The organism is Bacillus sp. XF8, assembly GCF_017498755.1.
Taxonomy (GTDB): Bacteria; Bacillota; Bacilli; order Bacillales; family Bacillaceae_G; genus Bacillus_A; species Bacillus_A bingmayongensis.
Genome location: NZ_JAGDQK010000017.1, coordinates 1 through 24743 on the forward strand (window position 1 = coordinate 1; position 24743 = coordinate 24743).

Here is a 24743-nt window from a genome sequence, read left to right on the forward strand (position 1 = left end):
CCACCGCCTCCGGTAGTTCCACCGCCTCCGGTAGTTCCACCTTCTCCAGTAGTTCCACCTTCTCCAGTAGTTCCACCTTCTCCAGTAGTTCCACCGCCTCCTTGGTTACCATTACCCTCTTGTTCCTTCGGCGGCTCTGTAGGGGTTGGCGTCTTCCCTGTATCCACTACATTATCCGGCAAATTCTTACTCGGCTCTGCCACTGGTCCTCCCGTATTAGTTGGTAGATCAAGTTTTGGTGGTGTTGGTGCATCTGATAGCCTAACTTCTGGTTCTTTCTTTTCGATCGACACTTCATCTGGACTGTAAGTTACTGGTGTGATTGGCGATTTATTATTTCCAATTAAATCTGCTAAATTAACGGTTGGTTTTTCTCCTGGTTTTTCACCCGGCTTTGCATCTTTTTTTGTTGGATCAGCAAGTAAATTAGGAAACATAGATTGCAGGCCGTTTCCTCCTGTAATTCGATCATCTTTTTTCTCTTCTGTATTACTTGCTAATTTTACTGTTTCTTTTCCAGCTGTATTAAAGCCTTTATCATAGATAAGATAACCAGATGTACCTAATAAAGCTGCTGACATAACAGATATTGCGACTTTCTTACCTAAATTATTATTTTCTTCCATACTGTCTTTCTCCCCATTTCCCATCTTTATTGAATCCAGCCATTCGTTTTCATTTCTGATAGTTTGTCTTGTGCTGTTTTTACTTCAGCTTGGTTTTCATTTGCTTGTACAGTTTTTCTTAAGAATCGGCTTGCTTCCTCATATTTCTTTTGTTTAATTTTAAACATGCCATATGCAAAATTCACATGCGGGTCTTCATCATTCTGTGCAAATGCCTCAGAGAAAAACCTTTCTGCTTCATTTCCTTGTCCCACTTTATCGTATAAAATCCCTATATTTACAAGCGTATTTGTGTCGCGCATACCACTATTGACAACACCGTTATAAGCTTGTAGTGCTTGTTGGTAAGCTGCTGTACTTTTGCCCCCATCACGCGTTTCGTAAAATTGACCAGCTTCGTAATACACAATTCCTAATTGATTTAATAGCTCTATATTATTTTGATCCTTTTGGATTGCTGTTTGTAATACTTGTGATGCTTGCTGGTAGTTTCCTTCTTTTTTCGCACTATCAATTAAGTTCGTCTTATTCCAAAGTACATATAGGTTAGAAAGTTCAATTACATAAGTAGCATTTTTGTCATCTTCTTTAATGGCTTCTTTAAAAAAGGACTCTGCTTTGTCTAATTGTACAGTTGCTGTTGCCAATTGGCCTTTTAGATAAGAAACAATTGCCTTATCCTCATCTGTTTTTGTGCTCATTTTAACAATGACATCTTCTGCTTTTTCAAATTCTTTCATTTTCATATGGCTCACAGCTAAATCACGCATCGCATCTTTTTTATACATTTCGATTCCCTTTGCATTATTCGCAAGTGCCTGCTCGAAATTCGGTACTGCTTCTTGGAATTTCCCAACTCGAAAATTTGCTGAAGCTAATAAATACGCTGCTTCTTTGTTGTCTTTACCAATTTCTTTCTCTTTTATTAGCTTCGTAAGGTAATCGATAGCGATTTTATTTTTTCCTTCCGCAATATAAATTGTTGCTAATTGTAAATGTGCTTCATCTTTCCCCTTCACGACAATCGCCTGAGCTACAGCTTCTTCAGCCAGTTTATATTTTTTATCGTGATATGCTTGCCGAGCTTGATCCATGAACTGTTGATATTTCTTATTTGTTGTATAGAAATAATAAGACAGTGAACCAGCTGTTACTACAATTACAATTGAGCCAATGATTAAAATACGTTTTTTATTTTTTCCCCACCACTTTGAAAAAGCAGATGGTTCTCTTTGTTCATGCGTTAAAGTAAGAGGCTGATTCGATGCTTTCGCATTTAATATTTCATCATCTATATCATATTCAACTTGTTTCTTTGTCTGTTTACGGTTTTGCAAAATGCTATTTGGAACTGTCACAGCAGCGGCTACTTCTTCAGTAGGGTATGTTCCTTGTTGTTCTTTTATCTCTTCAATGATGCTCTCAATTTCCTTTTTTAACGCTTGATCAATGTTTGGAAATTGTATGATTCGCGAATAGACGAAACAAGCAAATTCTGCATTGTTTTCTCTCTCCAATTCAGTAGCTAATTCCAAATAACCTTGCAGCACCTGTTTTTGATTCATTTCAGGTTCTTGACTCTCTATCGCCTTAATCAAATATGTTAGTTCTTGTTTTAGAGCAGTTGATGGATGTGATGAATTGAGAATGGTTTTATATTCAAATAAAGCTGCTTGTTTAAAGCCTTTCTCTTCTAGTAATCTTGCAATTTCCAAACATTTCGATACAAAAAGAGATTGCTCTTGTTCTGATTTTCTTTCCGCATCAATTTTAATCATCTCTCTAATACTATTGAACGCATCATACCACTGTGCAAAACTCGGACATTCTGCAAAACTTTTACTATGCCAAGCCTTCTCAAATAAATGTGCAACCTTACTATTCCAGTCTTTATGTAATGTTTGTTTGAGCAATACATAACGCTCGCACTCTGTCTGCATTTCTTCTGTTTTAAAATAACTTGCATCTGTCCATTTCTTATTTCGAACTTCTTCACTGCACCAACTTAATATTTCGCCTAATAAAATGGCTCCAGCAAAACGATCCGCTTCTTTTTGCCATACTCCGCCTTTTAGAAATGTTGGCGCATAGCCAGCTGAGCCTGCTGGTAATAACGAAGGTCTTTTACTTTTCGGACCATACATTTGTTCAACGTCAACGAGTTCAATATTATGTTGACCTTCAATTGGATTATCACTTAAATAAGGAATTAATATGTTACTAGATGATAAATCATTATGTGCAATTTCATTCTCTTCCATTGTTTTTAGCGTTGTAAGAAACGCCTCGGCAATCGAAAAACATTGTTGCTTTGATAAGCATTTTTGTTCTTGTAAAATATCTGCCCAAGTTGGTCCTTCGATCCACGGCATCACAATACTATTAGCAAGTTCTTCTGATTTTTCAATCGCAGCTGTATGTTCTTCTTTTGTGACAATATAGCGCGAACATACTTTAAGCCCCACTAGGTGAGAAAGCGGTTTTAAAAATGCCAGTTGGTGTTTTTCATCACGATAGCGTTCTTTAAAAACTTTTAAAGCTATTCTTTCTACACTATTTTCATGTTGTAATTGATAGACAATCCCTTGTCTACCCTCTTGCCCATATGGCATTTCAATACCGATAACTGCTGGATGTTTTGTAAAGCTATAAACATCTGTATGAAAAGATATTTTTTCTCCTACTTCTGGTCGGAATCCCATTTTATCCCCTTACTCTCATATGACGATTTTTAAAGAAAAGGCCAGGAACAATAGCTCCTGGCCTTTTGCAATTGTTCTGCTATTAATATGAGTTATCCACGTTACGGAAGTTAGTAGCAATCTTTTTCAATTCTGCAGAAATGTTTTGTAGAATTGGAATGTATTTGCTCATTTCTTGTTTAGCTTCATTAAAATTCGCATTGAATTTTGCTTGTGTTGACCCAGACCATTGACCATTTAAATTATCAATGTCGTTTCCAAGTCTATTAATTTGTTGTTGTGCTTCACCTGCTGCGTTTGTAAAGTTACCAGCAATTCGATCAAGTTCTTCAGGTGTAATTTTAATTTCCATCCTGTATTTCCCCTTTCAATCTATTAATATTGTAACAATTAGATTATAAACTATATTCACACTGTTTTTAAAGGGGTAATTTACAAAAAAATACTATTTTTTTGCAAATTACCCAAGTTTTATATTCTTTCTGCCGATTCTAACCATTTTCCAGCAATCTTTTTGGTTAAATCTTGCAGTAAATGTAGTGGTGTAAAAGCACATTTTACTTTCATAGGTTGCCTGCGTACAAAATATCCTTCACCACTTCTTAACTCCTGATCCATTTCTACATGTGGGAGTTTTATATTAAAGAAATACACATCATTATTTTGCGTGGTACCTAATAAATAACTAAAGCTTCGTTTTCTGATTTCCGCAAACCATTTTTCATGTGAATAATTAGTTACACTTGAAGTTGTAGCCGCTGCAACAAAATGGATCCCTTTATTTCTTCCGTTTTGAACAATTTGCTCCATTTTATTTTTCGCATCAAAATCAGTAGATAATAACGCCAGCATTTGATCAATATCATCAATAACAATCATAATCCTCGAATATGGAAACTTCATTTTTTCATTTGGATTTAAAGACGGCATGACCACTTCTCTGTTATTTATTATTTCTAGCAACTCATCTAGCATTTCTTTTAATTGCATTCCATCTGTAATTCGCTTTTTAACATGAGGTAATTCTCCAAGAGCCAAAATACCCGTTGTTTTTTCGCTTAAATCAATCATGAGTAATTCAATTTCTTCAGGTGCATGTTGATAGGTAAGAGAAAAAATTAGTGTTTGTAATAAAGATGTCTTACCACCTTCAATTCTTCCACCAATGAAAATATTTGTCATTTCCTCCAATGAAAAGTTTTGCAAGCGAATATCTTCTGTTTCGATACCTGCACAAATTTGTGACGATTCTGATTGCTCTAGCATGTCTTCAACAAACAACTCTTTCGGAACCATTGGAATTGATTTTGCTTTCTCTCCAGTCCATGCTCCATTCATTTTTTGAATAATTGTTTTTAATTGCTGAGAATATTCCAATTCATTTTCCCCAATAAAAGGTAATGCTGCTTGGAATAGTTCTGGGGGCTGTCCTTTCGCTAACCCACGACCAGATGGTACATCAATTAATGGGAAGTTTGGTCTTCCAACTAAACTATAATATTCTGTTCTATCTTGCAATTCAAACGAAATTGACATCGGAATATTGTTACGAACACGGTCAAACATATCAGTTGTTTGGTTGAGTGAAAAATGAAAATAAATACCGTACGTACTTGACTCACGTAATAATTGCTCTAAAATTTCATTTTCCTTCTCATACTCACTTCGGAACCTAATATAACCATCTATCATTACGACAATAGCTGGAATCTTTGTTTCTACCATTCGGTTATACATCGCGAAAGATTTTGCTCCCATATCAGAAAAACCTTCTTTTCGATATGTGACTTCCTTCTTCAAAAAGCTGAACAACCGTTTCATTTTTTCAATTTCGTCTTCTTGTACAATTCCACCCACATGTGGTAAATCTCTAAAGTCTAAAAACATGCGACCAAAATCAACCACATAGAAGTTTACTTCCTCTGGTGTATGAGATAATGCAAGCGACATAATTATTGTTTGTAGTAGAGTCGTTTTTCCTGTACCTGGCATACCGTAAATATTTAAATGTCCCTCTTGTACATCTAATTTCAAAGGATACTGCGCTTGATTTGCCACATCGTCGATTAGCCCTATCGTTAGCTGCAATTCTTCTTCTCTTTGCTTCCATACATCCGCATTCCAATTCTCTATTTCATAGAATTGATTTAATAATAATTTCTCTGGTAAAGGCGCTAACCAAGGTCCTGGTAATGGTTTAATATTTTCTTTCTCAGATATTGTTTGTATATATTGAATAAATGCTTGCAATTGCTTTGGACTATTCGTCATAGGTTTCGGACGCTTTTTCACTTTTATGCGTTTACCCGAAAGTTTTACTTCTGTGAAATCAACAATATCTACAACCTTCTCTTCATCTGGATTATATGGTGCTCCACTCCAAGCTGATTGGAATAGTTCTAATATCTCATTACTACCGACTTGTAAATACCCACGTCCAGGAACATTAATTTTAGATGCATCTGGAATTTTTAGCATTTCACGGCTATCCGCGTCATCTTGCACTCGCAAACAAACTCGAAAACGAGAGTTACTCCAAATCTTATCATTCACGACTCCAGAAGGCTTTTGCGTCGCTAGCAATAAATGCACTCCTAGTGTTCTACCAATTGCAGCGACACTAATCAGTTCGTCCATAAATTCGGGTTGTTCCTTTTTCATTTGAGCAAACTCATCAATAACAATAAATAAATGTGGCAGAGGTTCTTTTTCACGCCAAGTTGTTTCATAATATTCATCAAGATGTTGGACATTTCCAGCTTGAATGAACAGCTTTTGCCTTCTCTCTAACTCTGCTTTCAACGAAATCCTTGCACGTTCTATTAAATTGGGATCTTCTAAGTTCGTAATCGACGCAATAATATGTGGTAGCCCTGCAAATGTATTTGACATTCCCCCACCTTTATAATCAATTAGCATAAATGCCATTTCATGAGGGTGATATGTAAGAGCTAATGCTGCGATTATAGACTGGATAACTTCACTTTTCCCTGATCCTGTCGTACCAGCCATTAGTCCATGTGGACCGTGTCCTTTTTTCTCAATTTTGTCATGGATATTTAGAAATACAGGTTTATTTCCTTCTCTTACTCCAATTGGAACAGGTAATGAAGTTGGATAGCGATTTTCATTCCAGCGATCTAACACTTGTAACTCTTCCATTTTCTTTACTTGAAATAGATCTAAAAATGTTAGTACTTTAGGTATGTTAGCTGCTGTAGAGCTTTTCATTCGAATCGGTGCGATACTACGAGCACCTAGTTCACAGCGTTCAAATGAAAGACGATCCACTTTAAAACTAGCACGTGTCGTTCCACTATTTTCAGCCGAGCTCGAAAATGTTTCTACTAATTCACCGTTTTCTCCATTTAAGTTAATAACAATATCACATTCCATTGGTAATCGTTCTTTTTGTTCTGCAAATATGAATGTAGAAGCGCCCACACTTTCTCCTTCTCTGAGTAACATAGGAATAAGAGGATCATCTTCTAAAAATTCTCTTGCAGATAAGAAGAAAATATACATCGGGATTAATGGTACTTTGGCATCCGCTTGTGCCGAAGAATTATAGATTCTGCGCATATTAAGCGGTGTAAATAATGATTCTGCCAACTTTTGTGCATCCTGTTCATTCTCTGCTAAAAAACGCATGCTTCGTTGCTCGTCCCACACATGCGGAAGCCATCTCATCCAGTCCCATTGTTTTTTCTCCCGCTCATGATAAAAGGCCGCTATTTTCACTTCATTTGGAGCATGATGCGTCATAATTTGTGTCGTTACAGTTCGAATAAAGTTTAATCTATCTTCTTTATTCCCAACTACACCAATTACATCATTTTTTTTCAGAGAGATTGAAATATGCCCATTAGGAATTGTTGTAAAATCTCTTTTCACATTTTGCGCTTCTGTAACTAATGTATTTTCTTCATATCCCCTTTGTTCGGGAACTTTTAACTCAACTAGAAATGGTCTGGATCCTGTTCCAATACGAATATCTAAAAAATCTGGACTTTCCGGAGTTCTTTCCCATAAATTACTTTCTCGATTTTCAATTCGTTGCACACTTTTTAAAGGACTTGGATTTTGTGTAATTAAATATTTTGCTTGTTCGACCTTTAATGTATCTAACTCTACCCTGTGTTTTTGAATTTGTTCTAAGTATCTTGTTTTCAATTGTTCAACCATTTGACGATGTTCTTTCTTATTGCGTAAATACCCTATTGCTGTAAATACATAGGACCCTAACATCGGGATACTAGAAACCATCATAAACGGCAAGTAGCTTGAATTCATTTTCATCACTTTCATCATCACAAAATATAATACGAGCGTTAAAAGTGTCATCGCCGCTGGTAATATCATTGTTTCAATGGAAAACTTCGGCTCCTCCGGTATATTAGGCGGATCATGAATGACGATATTTCCAGTTGGTATATCTACTTTCATACGCGGAGAGCGCTGAAAATATGGTGATTTTTGCACAAAACATTTCTCCTTCCTCTTTCACAAAACATTCTATTCAATCATTTTCCATACATAACCTTCTCCTTCATCAGAAGGCACATCAGGTATGACAGATTCGTTATGTTGATCTTTTGCTGGTAACATTTCAAAAGAAGGAATGATTGCTCCTTTTTTATGCAACATAATATATTGACCATCCCAGACATCATTATCTCGCAAAGTCTCATCATTACGAATAGAATGCCATTCTTCTTTATCCTTTGCTGCTCGAATTTCATAGATTCCACTTAATGTTTCATCTATCTTTTCATGATGTAAAATCGCTTCAATAATTTGTTCCGCTTTTACATCATTTGGAATCGCAATATCTATTTCTTCATTTGACTGCTTTATGTACGTCACAATAATTTCTTCCAACTTTATTCACCTTTTTTCATCATGTTCTTACCAAGAAATATCAAGGAATGAAATATCATCACTTGTTGGAGAGCTCTGCGCCCGTTTGATTTCCTCTGTTACTTCTTCAAAATTATAATGAAGGAGTGGCATCAAACCATCCGAATGTATGACAAGCCGATTTGCTTCTTTTCTGGCTAAGGTTTTCGAAATAATTTTCAACTCCCCACCAAGTATTCCGCGATGAGTAGACCATCTATTTTCTGTGTTTCTCTCATACTCTATCAAATCAAAACACTTCTTATTCTCCTGAAACAGCTGCAAGAATGAATCGCCATGTGCAACTAACATTACATTCACTTCATCTCGATTTGGAATGACTTCAATTGTTCCACCAATAAACATGGATTCACTGCCATGATTTCGTTTTTCTTCCAATACATCACGAAGTAACCAAGGAGTGTCTCTTGGTAACTGAAACGCTTTCACTTCCTCCATCGCTTCTTTTTCCCAATCTTGTAAACTCTTGTATAAAAAATTAGAAAAATCTTGCTCCTTATCCAAGCAAGTTTCAAATAGCTTTAATAATTTTGTTCCAAGAAATCGGGCTGCTATCTCTCCATGAAAAGACATGCCTACACCATCGCAAAGTGCAAATATAAAACGATTTCCACTTACCTGAAACGCTAAAAAATCTTGTCCACCTTCATCTAACTCCTGTGCTTCCTTGGCCCTAAAATAACTATAACGACATGTAAAAATTTCAGTAGTCTCTTCTTGCAACGGTGTTTCTTCCAATTGTGGCAAAGCATGTATCAACATTCGCTATCCTCCTATCGAACAGGCGTCGCAGCAGACATCTGAAAACCAAGTGATACTAAATCTGCGTTTGTGCCAGGTAGCATCATAAGCGCCCCATCTGCAATATGAAATCCATGCTCAATCATCATTTCACGATAACTTTCAGGAATAGGTGATGAAAGACGCTGGAGCTTTGCACCATATTCGTCCGAAATGTTTGTATCTGGCATAATGCCTTTCCATTGTTTTATATTTGAAATCGGCTCTTTTATAATTTCATCTGAAATAAAAATATTTTCAACGAGAACCTTCCCATCTGGTACTGACATATTCATAATCCGCTGTACGATTGGTTCCGGATCTTCACCTGTTGATGCTCCATCTGTCATATGACAAACAACAGGGGCTGGTCCTTCTTGTAAATTTGGTAATTCATTTTCCAATAACTTTTCTACTACTGAAAAAGCTTTTGCTGTATCTGTTAAACGATGCGTTTGAATTTTTTCTAACGGACGTAATCTTGCGACTTCATCAATTGTTTTCACACCACCTAATAAATCAAAGACATGATCGCTATAAGCTAAAATAGATAAACGATATCTTGGCAACAAACGACTGCCTTTCGTAGAACGAAACACCATTTGACGAATTGCTAAGGAAAGAGCATCTGTCACAATATCAATACGTCGCTTCTCCTCTCCTCCTGCATCCATCATCTGATTCATCGATGCACTCACATCAAGTAAATAAATAATATACGCTGGTGTTTGCTGTGTTGCTTGTGTTTGATATAACATGTTCCATACCCTTTCTCATAAAAAAATTATACAAGAATTCTTTATATTCATAGTTTATTATAACGTATGAATTTTCGTTTTCTCAATGTATTATAGAATTTTTTTCCTATTATTTATACAATGTTATTATTTATGATTAAAAGAATACCTCTCCAATATTCCTTCACGAAACGAATATTGTTTTTCATTCTCTACTTCTTCCTATATATACATAATAAAAACTCTCCATATATGAAGAGTTTTTATTATGGTTATGGCACAAGACGCGTACAATCCCTCGGAAACGCACTCGCCTCTCGAACATTTGATAGTTCTAAAAACTTATAAACAAGCCTTTCTAGACCGATTCCAAAACCACCATGCGGCGGACAGCCATATCGGAATGTGTCAATATAAGACTGAAAATTTTCAGGTTGTAGCCCTTTTTCTTTAAAAGAAGCAAGTAACATACCATACTCATGAATGCGCTGCGCACCTGACGTAATTTCTAACCCTTTATATAATAGGTCAAAAGAATCCGTAACAGCTTGATTTTCTTTATTCGGTATCGTATACATCGGTCTCGCTTCTTTCGGATAATGTGTGATGAAGACAAAATCACTACCGTATGTTTCCATCACATATTTTCCAAGTAGTTTTTCCCCTTCTGTATCTAAATCGCCAGCTGGTGATTCTTTTTGGTACTTTGTTTTTAAAATACGCTGTGCCTCTGCAAGTGTAATCTTTGGAATTTCTGTAATGATAGGAACCGTAACTTGCAAGAGCTCTAATTCTTTTTCACATTTCTGTCCTACTTGTTCAAACATATAGCGTAAAACATCTGCCTCTAATGTCATCACTTCATGAAAATCATGAATAAACCCAAGTTCTACATCTAAAGATATATATTCATTCAAATGGCGGGAAGAGTTGTGATGTTCTGCTCGATAAACTGGAGCAATTTCAAAAACACGTTCCAATCCGCCTGCGACCATCATCTGTTTATAAAATTGCGGTGACTGTGCTAAATATGCTTCTTTCTGAAAATAAGGTAGTTTAAAAACATTCGCTCCACCTTCCGCTCCTTGTGAAACAATTTTCGGTGTAAATATACGTGTGAAATCGTTCTCTATTAGAAATTCACTAAATGCCTGTACGAGTGTCGATTGAACCGTGAAAATTGCCTGTATCCGTTCATGCCGAAGTGATACCACGCGCTCATTTAACATTTGATCTAAACCAACTTGCAGCTTTCTTTTGTTCACTTCAAATGGAAGTGGATCAGAGGTATTCAATAACTGTATTTTACGCACAAGCACTTCCACGCCTAATTCTGTTTTCGTTGTCTCTACTAGTTCTCCCGTAATTTGAACAACACTTTCCACATCAACTTTATAGCCGGCCAAGTCTTTTTCTAACACACATTGGATGACACCTGTTCGGTCACGTAATAATAAAAAACTGATATTCCCCAAGTGACGAATTTTTTTCACCCAACCTTGTAGTAAAACCACCTTTTTACTAGACGTTTTACATTCACGAACGAGTGACCGCTTCATTGTTTGATCCATTATTGTTTCCTCCTATATTCTCATATTTATTTACATTATTGTTGTCATCGTCATCATCCACGGTCACTCACCTCCTTTCAAAGAATACAAAAATCCGCCCCTAGAAATAGGGACGGATTTTTTCCGCGGTACCACCCAAATTGCCATACTGACCATCTTAGACCTGATAACGGTAGGTACCGTTTGCTTTTACTAATCATCACGTTCAAAGCAACGCTCACAGGTGTCTTTCCATCATGCGGTATCGCAATCTTCCCAGCAACCGATTGCTCTCTGGAGACCCTTGCATCATGTACTTTTCCTGTTCATCACTTTTTATATTTACAGAGTATTCTATTCCTTTAAAAGAGAAAACGCAAGTGTTTTTTCGTTATTTTCTGATTTTTTATTTTAAACTCATTCTGCAATCCTTTCTTCAAGTTTTTGAAATGCCTTTGAATCATAACCTCCCCATCTCAAAAACATCTCATTCTATTACATAGCAATTGATTGTATCACGCATATTATTAGTAAATGTATTCTGGAGGTCTATACATGAGAAAAATTGTAAGTTCCACACTGTTACTATTATGCATGATAATGACAAATCAAGTATACGCGTATTCTCCGCAATCATTACCCATCTCGCAAAACTCAAAACAATGGAAAGTCAATATTGACGAAGTAAAGAAAACAGACAAAGACATGTTACAACCTAAAAAAGGTGTCTTTCACACGTATCACTTCTCTGTACAAAACATTGGAAAAGATGAAGTATATAACGTTCAAGTAGAAGTATTCCGAAATGAACCAAACACAAAGACAAAATCTGAACTCTTTTCTTTAAAAGAAGCTCGATTAGCAAGTGGGAAAACAGGATTTGAACATGCGAATTTTCCTGTTTCTATAAAAGCAGACGAAGTAGATGTCATGATTACATGGCAAGAGCATCCTTTCCGTGCAATGCGAAATGGTCTGAAAGTGGAAGGTAGAAAGTTTAAAGAGCATTTTGTGTTTAAAGAAACTAAAAAATGAATATTTATCCCTCAGAAAAGAGCCGTGATTGAATGAAAAATCACGGCTCTTTTCTGATTCATAATATTAATTCGTACTAATTCCCCGTGCTGCCCAAATCCGGTCAATTTCCGCTGCATGTTGTCCTCCATATAGAAGAGCATCGGCTTGTTTAATTGCTTTTGCTCCATCACGGAAGTTAGCATTTGGCGTTAATGACCAGTGCGATTGTAAAATGATTTTTGTCGCTACATCACGGCCAAAAGATTGTGCCATTTCATATTCTCCTTGCGCCCAAATTTCTCCATCTGCATGTACCTCGTTCTCAATATCCCTTGGATACACTTTATTGTTATCTAAACGTCGTAAGCATGTTGGATTGGAACTGGAATAAGAAGTCGCATCCCATTCTCCTACACATGCTTTTCCATATCCTGTACTTGATGTAGCATCTTCATAAGTAGCACCTAGGAAATCTCCAAATCCCTCTCCCATCGCTCCACCTTCTGCCGAATTCCCGAACCCTGAAACTTGATTATCTTGAATCGAATGCCCATATTCATGTGCGATAATTCCTGCATCTTCGGCGTCATCTACTCCACCGGTTCCAAATGTTAAAGCTTTCGTTGATGGAGAGTAGAAAGAATTATCAGCTGTCGTTCCATTTACATTTACTTTAATAGAACGATTATTAATATTTTTAAAACCTATTTGTTGGATGTAACGTTGTAAAGTGTCAATATGATAATACGCCATTACATCTTCAAAACTATCATTTGAACGAGTGTAATTAAATTGAAGAGTTGAAGATTTTGTATTTGCCTTCGAAGAAATTGTTACATAATCTCCAACTAAAGAGCCTGTCCCATTTAAGCCTTTTAACGTAACTGTTTTTAATTGATTATTTAGTGCAGTGGAATCTGCATCATTATTATCCTTTAATCCAGTTAAACTACCACTTGATACGACAGGATTAGGCATAAACACTTTCCCCGTTCCCTCCACTTTCCTGTTTATATCAACCTTTTTAATTAACTTTCCACTCTCAGCATCAATGAATGTTTCCCACGCACCAAATGGTTGATTGGAATGGACTATAACTCTGTATACCGGAATAGCAACTCCTTCTTCAATGACATACCCAAATTCATTCATTGTTGGAGCCCATAAATTTTGTTCACTTTCTCCGCCAACGTATGCCTTTGATTTTTGTTCTGCATCTTTTTCACTAATCTTTTGCTTTATTTCTTTCACCCTCTGAACAGGCTGATAATCAGAAACTGCAAGTAATCCTTGACCTTTTCCATTAAGAGTCACGGTTATTTGTCTTGAAAATACAGGAGCACCATTTACTACTTGTTGAAATCTAACATATGAAGCTACCTGTGTATCCGTTGTTGAAATATACTGTAAGTCTGATAGATCCGGCTTTAATGAATATTGCACGGCATTTGCTTTTAAATATTCGGCTGCTTTTTCCTTTGGAGAATACCTGTCTATCTTTACTTGTTTCTCTTCTACCGCTGAAGCAGTAGATACTGTACCTAGTACTAACGGTATTGCTGTAGCAATTGCCACTACTCTTTTTTTGAACATTAGAACCACTCTCCACTCTCTTAATAAATTTTGAATGTACGAGTAATTCTATAAGCCTTGTTATATTACCTTTCTCTTTTTTGTATCAATAGATAAAGTAATATTTTCTCAATATTTGTGTATCAAAGTAATAAATACTTTCGAAAGCTGCATTTATTCTAAGCAAAAAGAATACTGATGTTTTGATATAAGTTGTGTTGTTCTATCATTTTCAACTGCAAACAGGTATTAATCCTTGTCTCTTTCGCAACATAAAAACAAAATCCTGCATGATTCATGCAGGATTTTATGATTAAACTTTCTATTTACATACTACTTTTTGTGTCTTAACTAGCCGGGCTTAACTTAATCCGAACCTTTTTCTCACCTAAAGAAATTTCGTCATCCTCTTGTGTTAACGTGTGGAATGTAAATTGCTTTACTAACAAGTTTTCTTCTAGTAAACCTTTATGCTTCGTTAATGTATTTTGTAACTCATCATCTGTGTCAATCGTCACATCCACTCGCAAATTAACAGGTAAATTCAATTGTTTTCGATACTCTTGAACAGCACGAATAAATTCTCGCGCCACCCCTTCTTGTAACAATTCATCTGTCACATTCGTATCTAACATAACTGTATATTGTCCATTTGTCGTATTAGAAAAACCTGCTTTGGGCACTTGTTCTACCAATACATCTTCAAGTGTTACTGCAACTTCGTCTCCTGAAACAAGCTTACACATTGCTTTTTCATCTACAACAAAATTTTGTACCTCCTCTTTCGATAATTGTTTTAACCACTGATTTACAGCATTTACGTTCTTCCCGAACTTCGGTCCTGCCGTCTTAAAATTCAGCTTTAATTGATACGATGTATACTTTGTTTCATCTAATTCTACATGAAATGCCTTTACGTTCAGTTCATCCATTACAATGTCACGATAAGATTCCCAATCCACTTTCTGTTCATGATGTTCGAGTAATACAAGTTCTGCTAATGGTTGTTTTACTTTTAATGCATGTTGATTTCGGTTGCTACGTCCGAGCTCGACAACTTGTAAAACAGCATCCATTTCTTGTTCTAGCTTTGTTTGAATAACGGTTTCATCCGCTGCTGGATAATCCGTTAAATGAACACTACTTCCTTCTAAGTTAAGATGAATATCTTCCGCTACAAATGGCGTAAACGGAGCAAGTAACTTACTAAGTGTAACAAGCACTTCATGAAGAGTTTCATATGCCGCTGCCTTTTCAGGATTCATACCAGACTCCCAAAAACGATTGCGTGAACGTCTTACATACCAGTTACTTACCTCATCTACAAGATAGGCAATTTCACGAGCTGCATTTGTAAATTGATACTCTTCTAATGCGCTTCTTACGTTTTTCGTTGTACTATGAAGACGTGATAGCACCCACTCATCTAGTTTTGTTCTCTTAACCTCATACTTCCCTTTTGGGTTGTATTCATCTAATTTTGCATATAAAACATAAAAACTATATACATTCACAAGGGTATCTACCAGTTTTGATTTTGCCTCTTGGACAGTTCTTTCAGAAAAACGTTTTGCATTCCACGGTGCACTATCAACAAGGAGAGCCCATCTTAGTGCATCTGCACCAAATTTTTCAACTAACTCTACTGGATCTAATGCATTCCCTTTACTTTTAGACATTTTCTGTCCTTGTTCATCTAGCACATGTCCAAGAGATAATACACGTTTGTATGGCACTTTTCCAGTGTATAAAGCCGATACTGCTAATAAGCTATAAAACCAACCACGCGTTTGATCGACACCTTCAGCAATTACATCAGCTGGGAATTGTTCCGCAAATAGCTCTTTATTTTCAAAGGGATAATGATACTGTGCAAATGGCATCGAACCGCTATCAAACCAAACATCGATTACTTCTGTCGTACGAGTCATCGAACTGCCGCATTTTTCACAGCATACCTTCACTTCATCTACATACGGTTTATGCAGTTCTAAATTTTCAACAGTATGTCCTACGCTATGCCTTCTTAATTCATCAATACTCTTCGGCGCAAATTGATGATCACAGTTTTCACATTCCCATACATTTAGAGGTGTTCCCCAGTAGCGTTTGCGGCTAATATTCCAGTCCACCATATTCTCTAAAAACTTTCCAAATCTTCCGTGCTTCATATGATCTGGATACCATGTGACTACATCATTATTTTTCAAGAAGGTCTCCTTGATTTCAGTTGTCCGAATAAACCAGCTTTCTCCAGCGTAGTACAGAAGTGGTGAATCGCAGCGCCAGCAATGCGGATAACTATGTTCATATTTCTCTTTATGATATAGCAAGCCTTCCCCAGCTAAATAACGAACAATATCAACATCGCACTCTTTCACAAATTTCCCTTGTAAGAATGGAACAACTTTTGTATACTTACCTTGCTCATCCACAACATGAAGAAACGATAACCCTTGATTTTGTACAACTTTATAATCATCTTCCCCATAAGCTGGTGCGATATGAACGAGCCCTGTCCCGCTATCTCCTGTAACAAAATCCGCCGAAATAACACGATAGCCATTCGTAACTTCATCCATAAGAAACGGCGGTGTATATGAAATACCTACCAATTCTTCTCCTTTATGAGTAGATAATACTTGATACCCTTCTTTTAACACATCATTTGCACGCTCTTTTGCGACAATATAAACCGTTCCATCTTTCTCAGCTTTCACGTATTCCATATCCGGATGTACAGCAAGTGCCACGTTGGCAGGTAGCGTCCATGGCGTTGTTGTCCATCCCAAAAAGTATTCATTTTCCCTATTCAATACTTTAAACTTTACCGTTGCACTTAAATCCTTTACTGTTTTATATCCTTGCGCTACTTCATGTGAACTAAGTGATGTTTGGCAACTTGGACAGTATGGTGAAACTCGGTGCCCTTTATATAAAAGCCCTTTTTCATGAATCGTTCCAAGAATATGCCATACACTCTCGATATAAGGATTTTCCAACGTTACATACGGGTCATCCATATCGACCCAATATCCGATGCTTTCAGTAAATTCACGCCACTGCTTCTCATACGTAAATACACTTTCTTTACATTTTTGGATAAACGGTTCAATTCCGTATTTTTCAATCTCATGTTTACCAGAAATACCAAGCTGTTTTTCAACTCCTAATTCTACCGGTAATCCGTGCGTATCCCAGCCAGCTTTTCGAAGTACTTTATACCCAGTCATTGTTTTATATCTCGCTACTAAATCTTTAATCGTCCGTCCGAGCGCATGTCCCACGTGCGGCAGTCCATTTGCAGTTGGTGGCCCTTCATAAAAAACGAAAGATTGTGCACCTTCACGATTTCGAATGGATTGCTCAAAGATATTCTGCTTGTTCCACTGCTTGCGAATTCGTGTTTCTCTCCCTACAGCTGATTCTTTTACATCTACCTTCTCCATTTACAATCACTCCTTTGAAATTTTGTAAAAGCACACAAAAAACCCGTCCCTAAAAGTAGGGACGGGTTTACCCGCGTTACCACCCTAATTCTATTAGCCTTTTAACTAATAGCGCTTAGCAACGTACTAACATACGCGTTCTTTGTAACGGTAGACATCCGTCCGAGCTTACTTTATTCAGCCACGGCTCCTCGGAGATGATTTTCAAATAAAGTCTGTACACCGGCTTTCAGCATAGCACCGGCTCTCTGGGGAACAATACGATATTTTACTCTTTCTCGTCTTCAGATTTGTATACTTTTATTAACAGTTATTTTATTCCATGAAACAGATAATTGTCAATCAATTCAAAAATATATTTTTATTTTTGTCCTGATTTTCGAATTTTATACATCGTGAAAAACTTCTATTTCTTTATCGTTTCCCATACCGCCCTTGAAATATTTGTACTTGCTATCCTCGGAATTAGTTTTAGCCTTCTACTAGCACCCGCCTTGCCAGAACTTACATACCTTGCAGATCAAAATGGGATTCATGCGTATGGTATACTTTTTGCTATCTATAATACAGCATACTCAATTGGTTTGTTTTTCGGGTCAATGCTTAGCGGAGGTTTATCAGATCTATTTGGATTAACAAACGCTTTCTACATATTTAGTGTTCTTCTTTTATGCTATCTTTGCTTGTTTTTGTGGAAAATGAAAAAACGACATTAGGTTATAGCTATGTATACAGAATCTAAGAACTAGAACATCAAAAAAACCCGTGAATTATTCACGGGTTTCCCCTTTCGAAAAGCTAATCGCAATTGTTCCAGCTCCTGCATGAACAGCAAAAGATATAGGAATTGGGTAAAGTAGAAACTTCATTTCAGGAAATGTTTCTCTGAAATCGGCAATCCATTCTTCTGCCCCTGCTTCATCATTAGCGTGAAAAACATGTACTACATTCGGAATTTCTCTTTCAAGTTCGTTTTGCATATATTCTTTACATTTTTGTATTTTACGAACTTTCTTTTTCATCACAAGTTCGCCATGGTGTACTTCTAGAATTAGGTTTACGCTTAGTAGACTACCTAGTATAAATTGCACACCCTTCACACGTCCACTTGCATATAAACCTTTCAGATCTTTTGGAAATACATAGTAAGGACTACGTTCAACGTGTTGTATTGTTTTTTGTATATCTTGTAAAGTCATACCCTCACGGTATAACGTTTGTGCTTTTGTTAAAAGTTCATCCATTGGATAACTTGTTGTTTCACTATCTATTACAATTAAAGGAAATCCTGCCATTTCTGCTGCAAGTATCATATTTTGATAGGTACCACTTACTTTGCCGCTAATTGTGACAGCAAATCCTTCTTCATATTCTTCTTTACATTTAGAGAAAAGAGCAACCATCTCTCCTAGATTAGGTTGTGACGTAGTTACGGTTACACCTTCTTTTAACGCATCGTAAACACGTTCACGAACACCTTCCTCACAGTCTTTATAGGCCGTTCCATTAATAACAATTTCAATAGGTATAACAAAATTATCTTCACTTGTTGTAAAGCTTGCAGTTGTACTATCAGTAAACCAAGCAACACGCTTCATGTTGTTCCTCCCTTGTGTGCATCCTTTTTCTTGAACTTCTCTCACAAATCTATCCATGCGAGTTATAAAAAGGACTATGCTTGCTATCATAACAAGACTAGATCTATTATTCCATAAGAGATGGATTATTTGAGCAAATTTTTCAAAATTAATATCGAATCTATTCGCATTCATACACAATTTCGACATATTTACTTTTCGTAAATACTATCAAACTAAAAAACAAGGCTTCTAACACGTATACGAAGTTAGAAACCTTATCTCATTACTTTATTTACATTATTTGTTTTTCACTATACCAAAAGTAATTTTCATACTTGGAGCATAAACTAAAGAAGAATCTATAGTAAACTCTTTAGAGAATCTTAATTCTGCCTCGTACTGTGTTATTGCTTCATTATATGTCAGTCCTCGATTTATTAAACGTCCAATAAAATCATCCTTTTCAGCAGGTGTATTACCGATCCCCTCTTCCTTAAGTGAGTGATACAATTGTTGTTTATCTCTTTGCATCTCATTCGTATTAAGAAAATTAACTTTATCGCTAACCCTGCACTCGATTTTTTCTACACCTAGCTCACTTAAATATATCGGTAACTTCATTCCAATGTTACCATCTTTTCCATTTCGCTCTGCATCTTTTTCAAACAATTTTTGAAGAACACCAAGCTGGATCATTTCAGATTGCTCTAGATTATTCAAATAGTACGAAGACATATTCGAGATCCAGTGCGGCTCAAAACATATAATATTACCTCCATCTACCACTGAATCTATCATTTTTTGTAACACTGTCTTCGGATTGTTCATATGTAATAAAAAAGCATGGCAGATTGCTATATCATACTTACTCTCTAATTCTATTTCAGTAACATCTGCCTCATTAAACTCTGCTTCATACGGAAGAGGATGAAACAAGTTTCTTGCTTCATTGAGTAACTGCTTTCCTTTATCAATGCCAGTATATCTTGATCCTATCGGTAGCAAAGGTAATAGTTTCAGACCTAAATAGCCGAATCCACAACCATAGTCAACAATATGAACTGGTTTAGAAATTTTCCAAACTGAATTTACTAAAAAGTCTAGATAGTCGTCATTATAGTATAGATCTCTTGTATTTCTTAAATACTCTAACCTATTATCCCATTCATACTCTTTCAATCGAGCTACCTCCTTGTGTTTATAAAGAATGTTAAGTTGTCGCAATGCTACGAAGTACTAATAGATTGTTTTAAAAAGGGATATGAATTTTAGTTCTTAATCTTGATGCAGCACTTCATGTTATGATTCTTTCTAGTCATTATTTTTAGTGACAAACTAAAGGTCATTTTATTAAAAAATAAATAATCCTTCTCATCATATTTGAATGATATGATATTAAAGTGTGGGATAATAGATATGTTGAGAGGTGAAACTTAATGAAAAAATATTTAAAACTCGTAATCATAGGGAGTCTTATTTTTGTTGGTGTTACATCTTGTACAGCTATCGAATTCATAAATGCGGCTCATCCTTTACTTACAAAGTCTCCTCAAGAAGAAGAAGCAATAAAAGCAAAAGCGGTAAAGGCTGCTATCGATTATTTTAAAAAAGAAAAAAATTTAGATGTTACAATAACACACGCTGATTTTTCTAATGAATTGGGAACGCATTCAATTTATATACGTGGATACCTTTCTAGTGATAGAAACCAAGAAATTTTTGCAGATGTTTCCTGGAGAAAAGATTATATAGTTAATGTTGAGGAATGAATTAACACTTTAGGGAATAGTTACAGCTGGTATTTTCATACTATTATATATTGCTTTAGAATGAATTTTGTTCAAATTGATACTAATAACCTTGATAAACAATCAAAAGAAAGAGTGTGTTTTTTGAAAAAAAGATTGATTAAAACACACTCTTAATATATTGAATTGGAACATATTTTTATAAAAAATATACCTTTAACCATACATCTTTTCTAAACTTATTAAATTCTTTCTTTGATTTGACAATCCAATTGTGAAACTATTTGATTTTATTACAATATCTCCTCTGTTACCTGTCAATGTAACAGTTATTTTAGTCTTAAACCACCCTCTCTTAACTTTCGCGCTTTCTACATCTTTCATGTCTATATACTTCTTGTTACCGTTGAACTTACCCTGTAAAGGTGTTATCTCTAATAACATTATTCTTTTATTTGTAAAACATATTATTTGATGCTCATTCTCTAGTAACGCTCCAAAACCTAACTTGAAATACTCTGATGTTGATGCCATTTTCATTGTGTAGAAATAATAAAAGTATGTTTCGCCTTCGATTTTTAACTCGTCAAATAATTCATCTAAATACTGGTTTGTTAACATTTTAATACCTCTTATTATGAAATCTACTAGTTGTTTACTACATTACCTCTATTTTCTCTACTATATAAACCTTCTAATTTAATTAAGTTCTTTCTATGTGTAATTGGACAATTTTCAAGTTATAATATTGTTTTACTTACATCTCTTCCGGAGTACCCATACCAAGTAAACGCAATCCTTCTTTTAACACAATCGTTACTGCATAAACAAGTGCAAGTCTACTTTCCTTCTCGTTATCATCTTCTAAAATACGAACATTTCCATAGTATTTATTAAATGCTTGTGCAACATCTAATAAATACTTCGCAATATGTGAAGGTTCATTTTTTGAAAAGGCTGTTTCAATGACCTTTGGGAATCTATTTAATAATTTTATCGTACTCCAACTATGATCATCGCTTAACGCAAATAATTCTGTTTCAAATTCGGCATTTTCTTTTCGTAAAATGGAGCAAGCACGTGCATGTGTGTATTGGACGTACGGTCCTGTTTCACCTTCAAATTTCAGCATTTTTTCTAAAGAGAATTCAATATTATGCATACGTTCATTTTTTAAATCATGGAAAATAACTGCCCCAACACCAACTTGCTTAGCCACTTCCTCTTTTTGCTTTAAGTCTGGATTTTTCTCTTCAATGTTTTGCTCTGCAAGCGTAATCGCTTCCTCCAATACTTCTTCAAGCAGTACAACTTTACCCTTACGTGTGGACATCTTTTTACCATCTTTTAAAATGAGTCCAAATGGTACATGAGCCATACCATCTACCCAATGATAACCAAGTTTCTTTAATACAGTGAAAAATTGCGTAAAATGTAAGCTTTGTTCTGCACCTACCACATATAGCGCTTTATCAAACTCATATGTGTTTTGACGATATAGTGCCGCTGTTAAATCACGTGTTGCATAAAGTGTAGCCCCATCTGATTTTTTAATTAAACATGGTGGCATATCTTCTTTTTCTAAATTGACAACTTGTGCTCCATCTGATTCTTCTAATAATCCTTTTTCTTCTAAAATCTCAACAAAGTCATCCATTTTATCATTATAGAAAGCCTCTCCTTGGAAGTTTGTAAATTCAACACCAAGAAGTTCATAAATACGAGAGAACTCTTTTAAAGATTCATGACGGAACCAATTCCATAAAAAGACTGCTTCTTCATCACCGTCTTCTAATTTCTTAAACCATGCACGACCTTCTTCTTCTAGCTCTGGATTCTCTTTCACTTCTTCGTGGAAATGAACATATAATTTGAATAATTCACGAATCGGATCTTCTTTTACAAGCTCTTCATTTCCCCATTTTTTATATGCAGTAATTAATTTTCCAAACTGTGTTCCCCAATCACCAATATAATTGATTCCTACAACCTCATATCCACACTTTTCAGCGATATGTTTTAAAGAATTGCCAATCATCGTTGAACGTAAATGTCCCATGGAGAACGGTTTCGCGATATTTGGTGAAGAGTAATCGATTACTACTGTTTTTTCTCGCCCAAAATATCCTTGTCCATATTCTTCTTTTTCAGCTAAAATCGTTTTTAATACATCATCACTTACTATGTGACGATTGAAAAATACATTCACATATGGCCCAACAGCCTCCACTTTTGTAAAAAATGGATCGTTTAAGTTCTCAGCGATTTCTTTCGCGATAATTGCCGGTGCTTTTTTATATTGCTTGGCGAGCATGAAACAAGGGAATGCTGCGTCTCCGAATTCATCTTGCTTCGGAGTTTCAATTAGATCTGTAATCTGTTCCAATGATAATTCTGATTCAATTACTTCAAATAAACTTTTTGCAAATTTAATTTTATATTCCATGTTGCTCCCTCCTTATTTTTTAAACACAAAAAAACTCGTCTCTAAAAAAGAGACGAGTTATCACCCGTGGTACCACCCTTGTTGTTCACTTCGAACCACTTTCCCGTTTATAACGAGGACAGGGGGCCCCGGCTTACTCTACTATTCATTTCAAGCAGCGTCTCCGAAGTGCGCTTCATCCGTTTCTCCGTACTAGGCTCTCACCATCCCTAGCTCGCTTTACTTCTGAACCAGACTACTCTCTTCATCTACGACATCCTATATGATTGATTATTGCTTATTATACATCTTTTCAAATAATTAGCAAGGTTCAATTACACCAAAATGAAATTTTGCACTTTTTCGCTTATAGACAAAAAAATTATGTCGTTCAAATCGTGTACTACGGAAATGATCTTTCAAAACAACACGCTTCCTAGCGACACGCTTTGCTTCCGCAATCGTTTCATCTGTAACATCGTTATACAAAGCAAAGTGTTTTAAACCGCGAATTCCATCTGATTCAATTACTGTTTCTTCAAACATTGGATCCAGATAAACAACATCATAACTGTTGTCTTCGCAGCGCTTTAAGAAATCAAAATGCTCGTTTTTCTTCACTCTAATTCTGCGCATCGCTTCATCGATTTCTGAAATACCCGCACACCACTGCTTTAAACCTTTATTCATTATATAAGCCATGTAACGATTTCCCTCAAGCCCCGTTATAACTCCTTCTTCTCCAACAACATAGCTTGCAACAATACTATCTGATGCCATACCGAGCGTACAATCTAGTACCGTCATTCCTTGTTCTAACTTTGCAGCTTCTACAAATGGATCATGCTCTCCCCGCATTAATCTCTTCACACGAAACATTGCCGAATTAGGATGGAAAAAGAACGATTCTTCCGTACCTTTTGGATAAATTGCTAATCGATTCTTTCCTACGACGAGTACATCTTGTTCAAACTGCTCATGTAATTTGGAAACAGATATATCATTACGTACTACAAAAGAACATTGCAATTCTTCCGCTACCTCTTTTGCATAAGCCATCATTTCCTCATTTGTTCGTCCTGCTGTTGTTACAATCATCTTTTCACCTCAATATATAAAGAAAAAAGGGAGAATTACTCCCCCTTTTTAGCAATGCTTTTCAAAAGCTTGTTCTAAATTGTTGATAATCTCTTCCATTGTTGCTCCTTCAATTTCATGACGATGAATGAAGTGAACAACTTCGTTTCCTTTTAATAACGCCATAGATGGTGAAGACGGTGGAATATCTCCGAAGTACTCACGCATTGTAGCTGTTGCGTCTTTATCTTGTCCTGCAAATACAGTTACAAGATGGTCAGGTTGTTTTTCAGAACGTACAACCGCTTGACCAGCTGATGGACGAGCTAAACCAGCTGCACATCCGCAAACAGAGTTTACGACAACTAATGTTGTACCTGTCGCATTTTCCATATATTCTTTTACAGCTTCTTCAGTAGTTAATTCTTCAAATCCCGCACGCACTAACTCTTGGCGCATTGGAATTACCATTTGACGCATGTACTCTTCGTATGCATTTGACATCTTGTATCTCTCCTTCAACTTTCATTCCAAATTCATCATATCACGCTCTTATAATA

17 protein-coding genes, 1 pseudogene and 3 other annotated features are annotated in these 24743 nt (G+C 36.0%); of the genes and pseudogenes, 2 read left to right on the forward strand and 16 right to left on the reverse strand.

Annotated elements, in window-relative coordinates; translation table 11 throughout:
- From J4P91_RS10905 to aspS, 8 genes and pseudogenes are all read right to left on the reverse strand, one after another.
- Nucleotides 1-626: pseudogene (locus J4P91_RS10905) on the reverse strand (hypothetical protein); the annotation flags it as partial.
- A 26-nt stretch (nucleotides 627-652) separates the two neighbouring features.
- Nucleotides 653-3328 carry a tetratricopeptide repeat protein gene (locus J4P91_RS10910; protein WP_207994160.1) on the reverse strand — a complete coding sequence of 892 codons (2676 nt, stop codon included), beginning with the start codon at nucleotides 3326-3328 and terminating at the stop codon, nucleotides 653-655.
- A gap of 82 nt (nucleotides 3329-3410) precedes the next feature.
- On the reverse strand, nucleotides 3411-3680 hold the full coding sequence (locus J4P91_RS10915) for a WXG100 family type VII secretion target (protein WP_207994161.1): 270 nt from the start codon (nucleotides 3678-3680) through the stop codon (nucleotides 3411-3413).
- Nucleotides 3681-3799: 119 nt separating this feature from the next.
- Nucleotides 3800-7810 carry a type VII secretion protein EssC gene (gene essC / locus J4P91_RS10920; RefSeq protein WP_207994162.1) on the reverse strand — a complete coding sequence of 1337 codons (4011 nt, stop codon included), beginning with the start codon at nucleotides 7808-7810 and terminating at the stop codon, nucleotides 3800-3802.
- 33 nt (nucleotides 7811-7843) lie between these two features.
- Nucleotides 7844-8209 carry an EsaB/YukD family protein gene (locus tag J4P91_RS10925; protein WP_017149772.1) on the reverse strand — a complete coding sequence of 122 codons (366 nt, stop codon included), beginning with the start codon at nucleotides 8207-8209 and terminating at the stop codon, nucleotides 7844-7846.
- Between the two features lie 27 nt (nucleotides 8210-8236).
- Nucleotides 8237-9010 (reverse strand): protein phosphatase 2C domain-containing protein, encoded by a 774-nt coding sequence (locus J4P91_RS10930; RefSeq protein WP_207994163.1) that lies wholly within the window; start codon nucleotides 9008-9010, stop codon nucleotides 8237-8239.
- 11 nt (nucleotides 9011-9021) lie between these two features.
- Nucleotides 9022-9786 (reverse strand): vWA domain-containing protein, encoded by a 765-nt coding sequence (locus J4P91_RS10935; protein ID WP_207994164.1) that lies wholly within the window; start codon nucleotides 9784-9786, stop codon nucleotides 9022-9024.
- 251 nt (nucleotides 9787-10037) lie between these two features.
- A complete protein-coding gene (aspS, locus tag J4P91_RS10940) occupies nucleotides 10038-11336 on the reverse strand; it encodes an aspartate--tRNA(Asn) ligase (RefSeq protein ID WP_207994165.1) in 1299 nt (432 codons plus the stop codon).
- A 105-nt stretch (nucleotides 11337-11441) separates the two neighbouring features.
- Nucleotides 11442-11654, reverse strand: a binding site (T-box leader).
- 216 nt (nucleotides 11655-11870) lie between these two features.
- Between aspS and J4P91_RS10945 the strand changes: the two genes are divergently transcribed.
- Nucleotides 11871-12350, forward strand: a complete 480-nt coding sequence (locus J4P91_RS10945; protein ID WP_207994166.1) for a hypothetical protein — start codon at nucleotides 11871-11873, stop codon at nucleotides 12348-12350.
- A 66-nt stretch (nucleotides 12351-12416) separates the two neighbouring features.
- On the opposite strand, the gene J4P91_RS10950 is transcribed toward J4P91_RS10945, so the two are convergent.
- The 4 genes from J4P91_RS10950 to J4P91_RS10965 all read right to left on the reverse strand — a co-directional run bounded on the left by J4P91_RS10950 (nucleotide 12417) and on the right by J4P91_RS10965 (nucleotide 20112).
- Nucleotides 12417-13925, reverse strand: a complete 1509-nt coding sequence (locus J4P91_RS10950; protein ID WP_207994167.1) for a M36 family metallopeptidase — start codon at nucleotides 13923-13925, stop codon at nucleotides 12417-12419.
- Between the two features lie 326 nt (nucleotides 13926-14251).
- Nucleotides 14252-17353 carry an isoleucine--tRNA ligase gene (gene ileS, locus J4P91_RS10955; RefSeq protein WP_207994168.1) on the reverse strand — a complete coding sequence of 1034 codons (3102 nt, stop codon included), beginning with the start codon at nucleotides 17351-17353 and terminating at the stop codon, nucleotides 14252-14254.
- A 54-nt stretch (nucleotides 17354-17407) separates the two neighbouring features.
- Nucleotides 17408-17647: a binding site (T-box leader), on the reverse strand.
- A gap of 476 nt (nucleotides 17648-18123) precedes the next feature.
- On the reverse strand, nucleotides 18124-18951 hold the full coding sequence (locus J4P91_RS10960) for a DegV family protein (protein ID WP_207994169.1): 828 nt from the start codon (nucleotides 18949-18951) through the stop codon (nucleotides 18124-18126).
- A 279-nt stretch (nucleotides 18952-19230) separates the two neighbouring features.
- Nucleotides 19231-20112, reverse strand: coding sequence for a methyltransferase domain-containing protein (locus tag J4P91_RS10965; protein ID WP_207994170.1), 882 nt, complete (start codon nucleotides 20110-20112; stop codon nucleotides 19231-19233).
- A 257-nt stretch (nucleotides 20113-20369) separates the two neighbouring features.
- On the opposite strand from J4P91_RS10965, the gene J4P91_RS10970 reads away from it, so the two are divergent.
- Complete coding sequence (locus tag J4P91_RS10970) at nucleotides 20370-20702, forward strand: hypothetical protein (RefSeq protein WP_207994171.1); 333 nt, start codon at nucleotides 20370-20372, stop codon at nucleotides 20700-20702.
- 195 nt (nucleotides 20703-20897) lie between these two features.
- On the opposite strand, the gene J4P91_RS10975 is transcribed toward J4P91_RS10970, so the two are convergent.
- From J4P91_RS10975 to J4P91_RS10990, 4 genes are all read right to left on the reverse strand, one after another.
- Nucleotides 20898-21302, reverse strand: coding sequence for a PH domain-containing protein (locus J4P91_RS10975; RefSeq protein ID WP_207994172.1), 405 nt, complete (start codon nucleotides 21300-21302; stop codon nucleotides 20898-20900).
- A 136-nt stretch (nucleotides 21303-21438) separates the two neighbouring features.
- Nucleotides 21439-23127 (reverse strand): arginine--tRNA ligase, encoded by a 1689-nt coding sequence (gene argS, locus J4P91_RS10980; protein ID WP_207994173.1) that lies wholly within the window; start codon nucleotides 23125-23127, stop codon nucleotides 21439-21441.
- Nucleotides 23128-23172: 45 nt separating this feature from the next.
- Nucleotides 23173-23387 (reverse strand) — a binding site (T-box leader).
- A gap of 40 nt (nucleotides 23388-23427) precedes the next feature.
- Entirely contained in the window at nucleotides 23428-24204 is a 777-nt protein-coding gene (locus J4P91_RS10985; RefSeq protein WP_207994174.1) for a class I SAM-dependent methyltransferase, read from the reverse strand.
- A gap of 48 nt (nucleotides 24205-24252) precedes the next feature.
- Entirely contained in the window at nucleotides 24253-24687 is a 435-nt protein-coding gene (locus J4P91_RS10990; RefSeq protein WP_017149785.1) for a BrxA/BrxB family bacilliredoxin, read from the reverse strand.
- Between the last annotated feature and the right edge of the window lie 56 nt (nucleotides 24688-24743).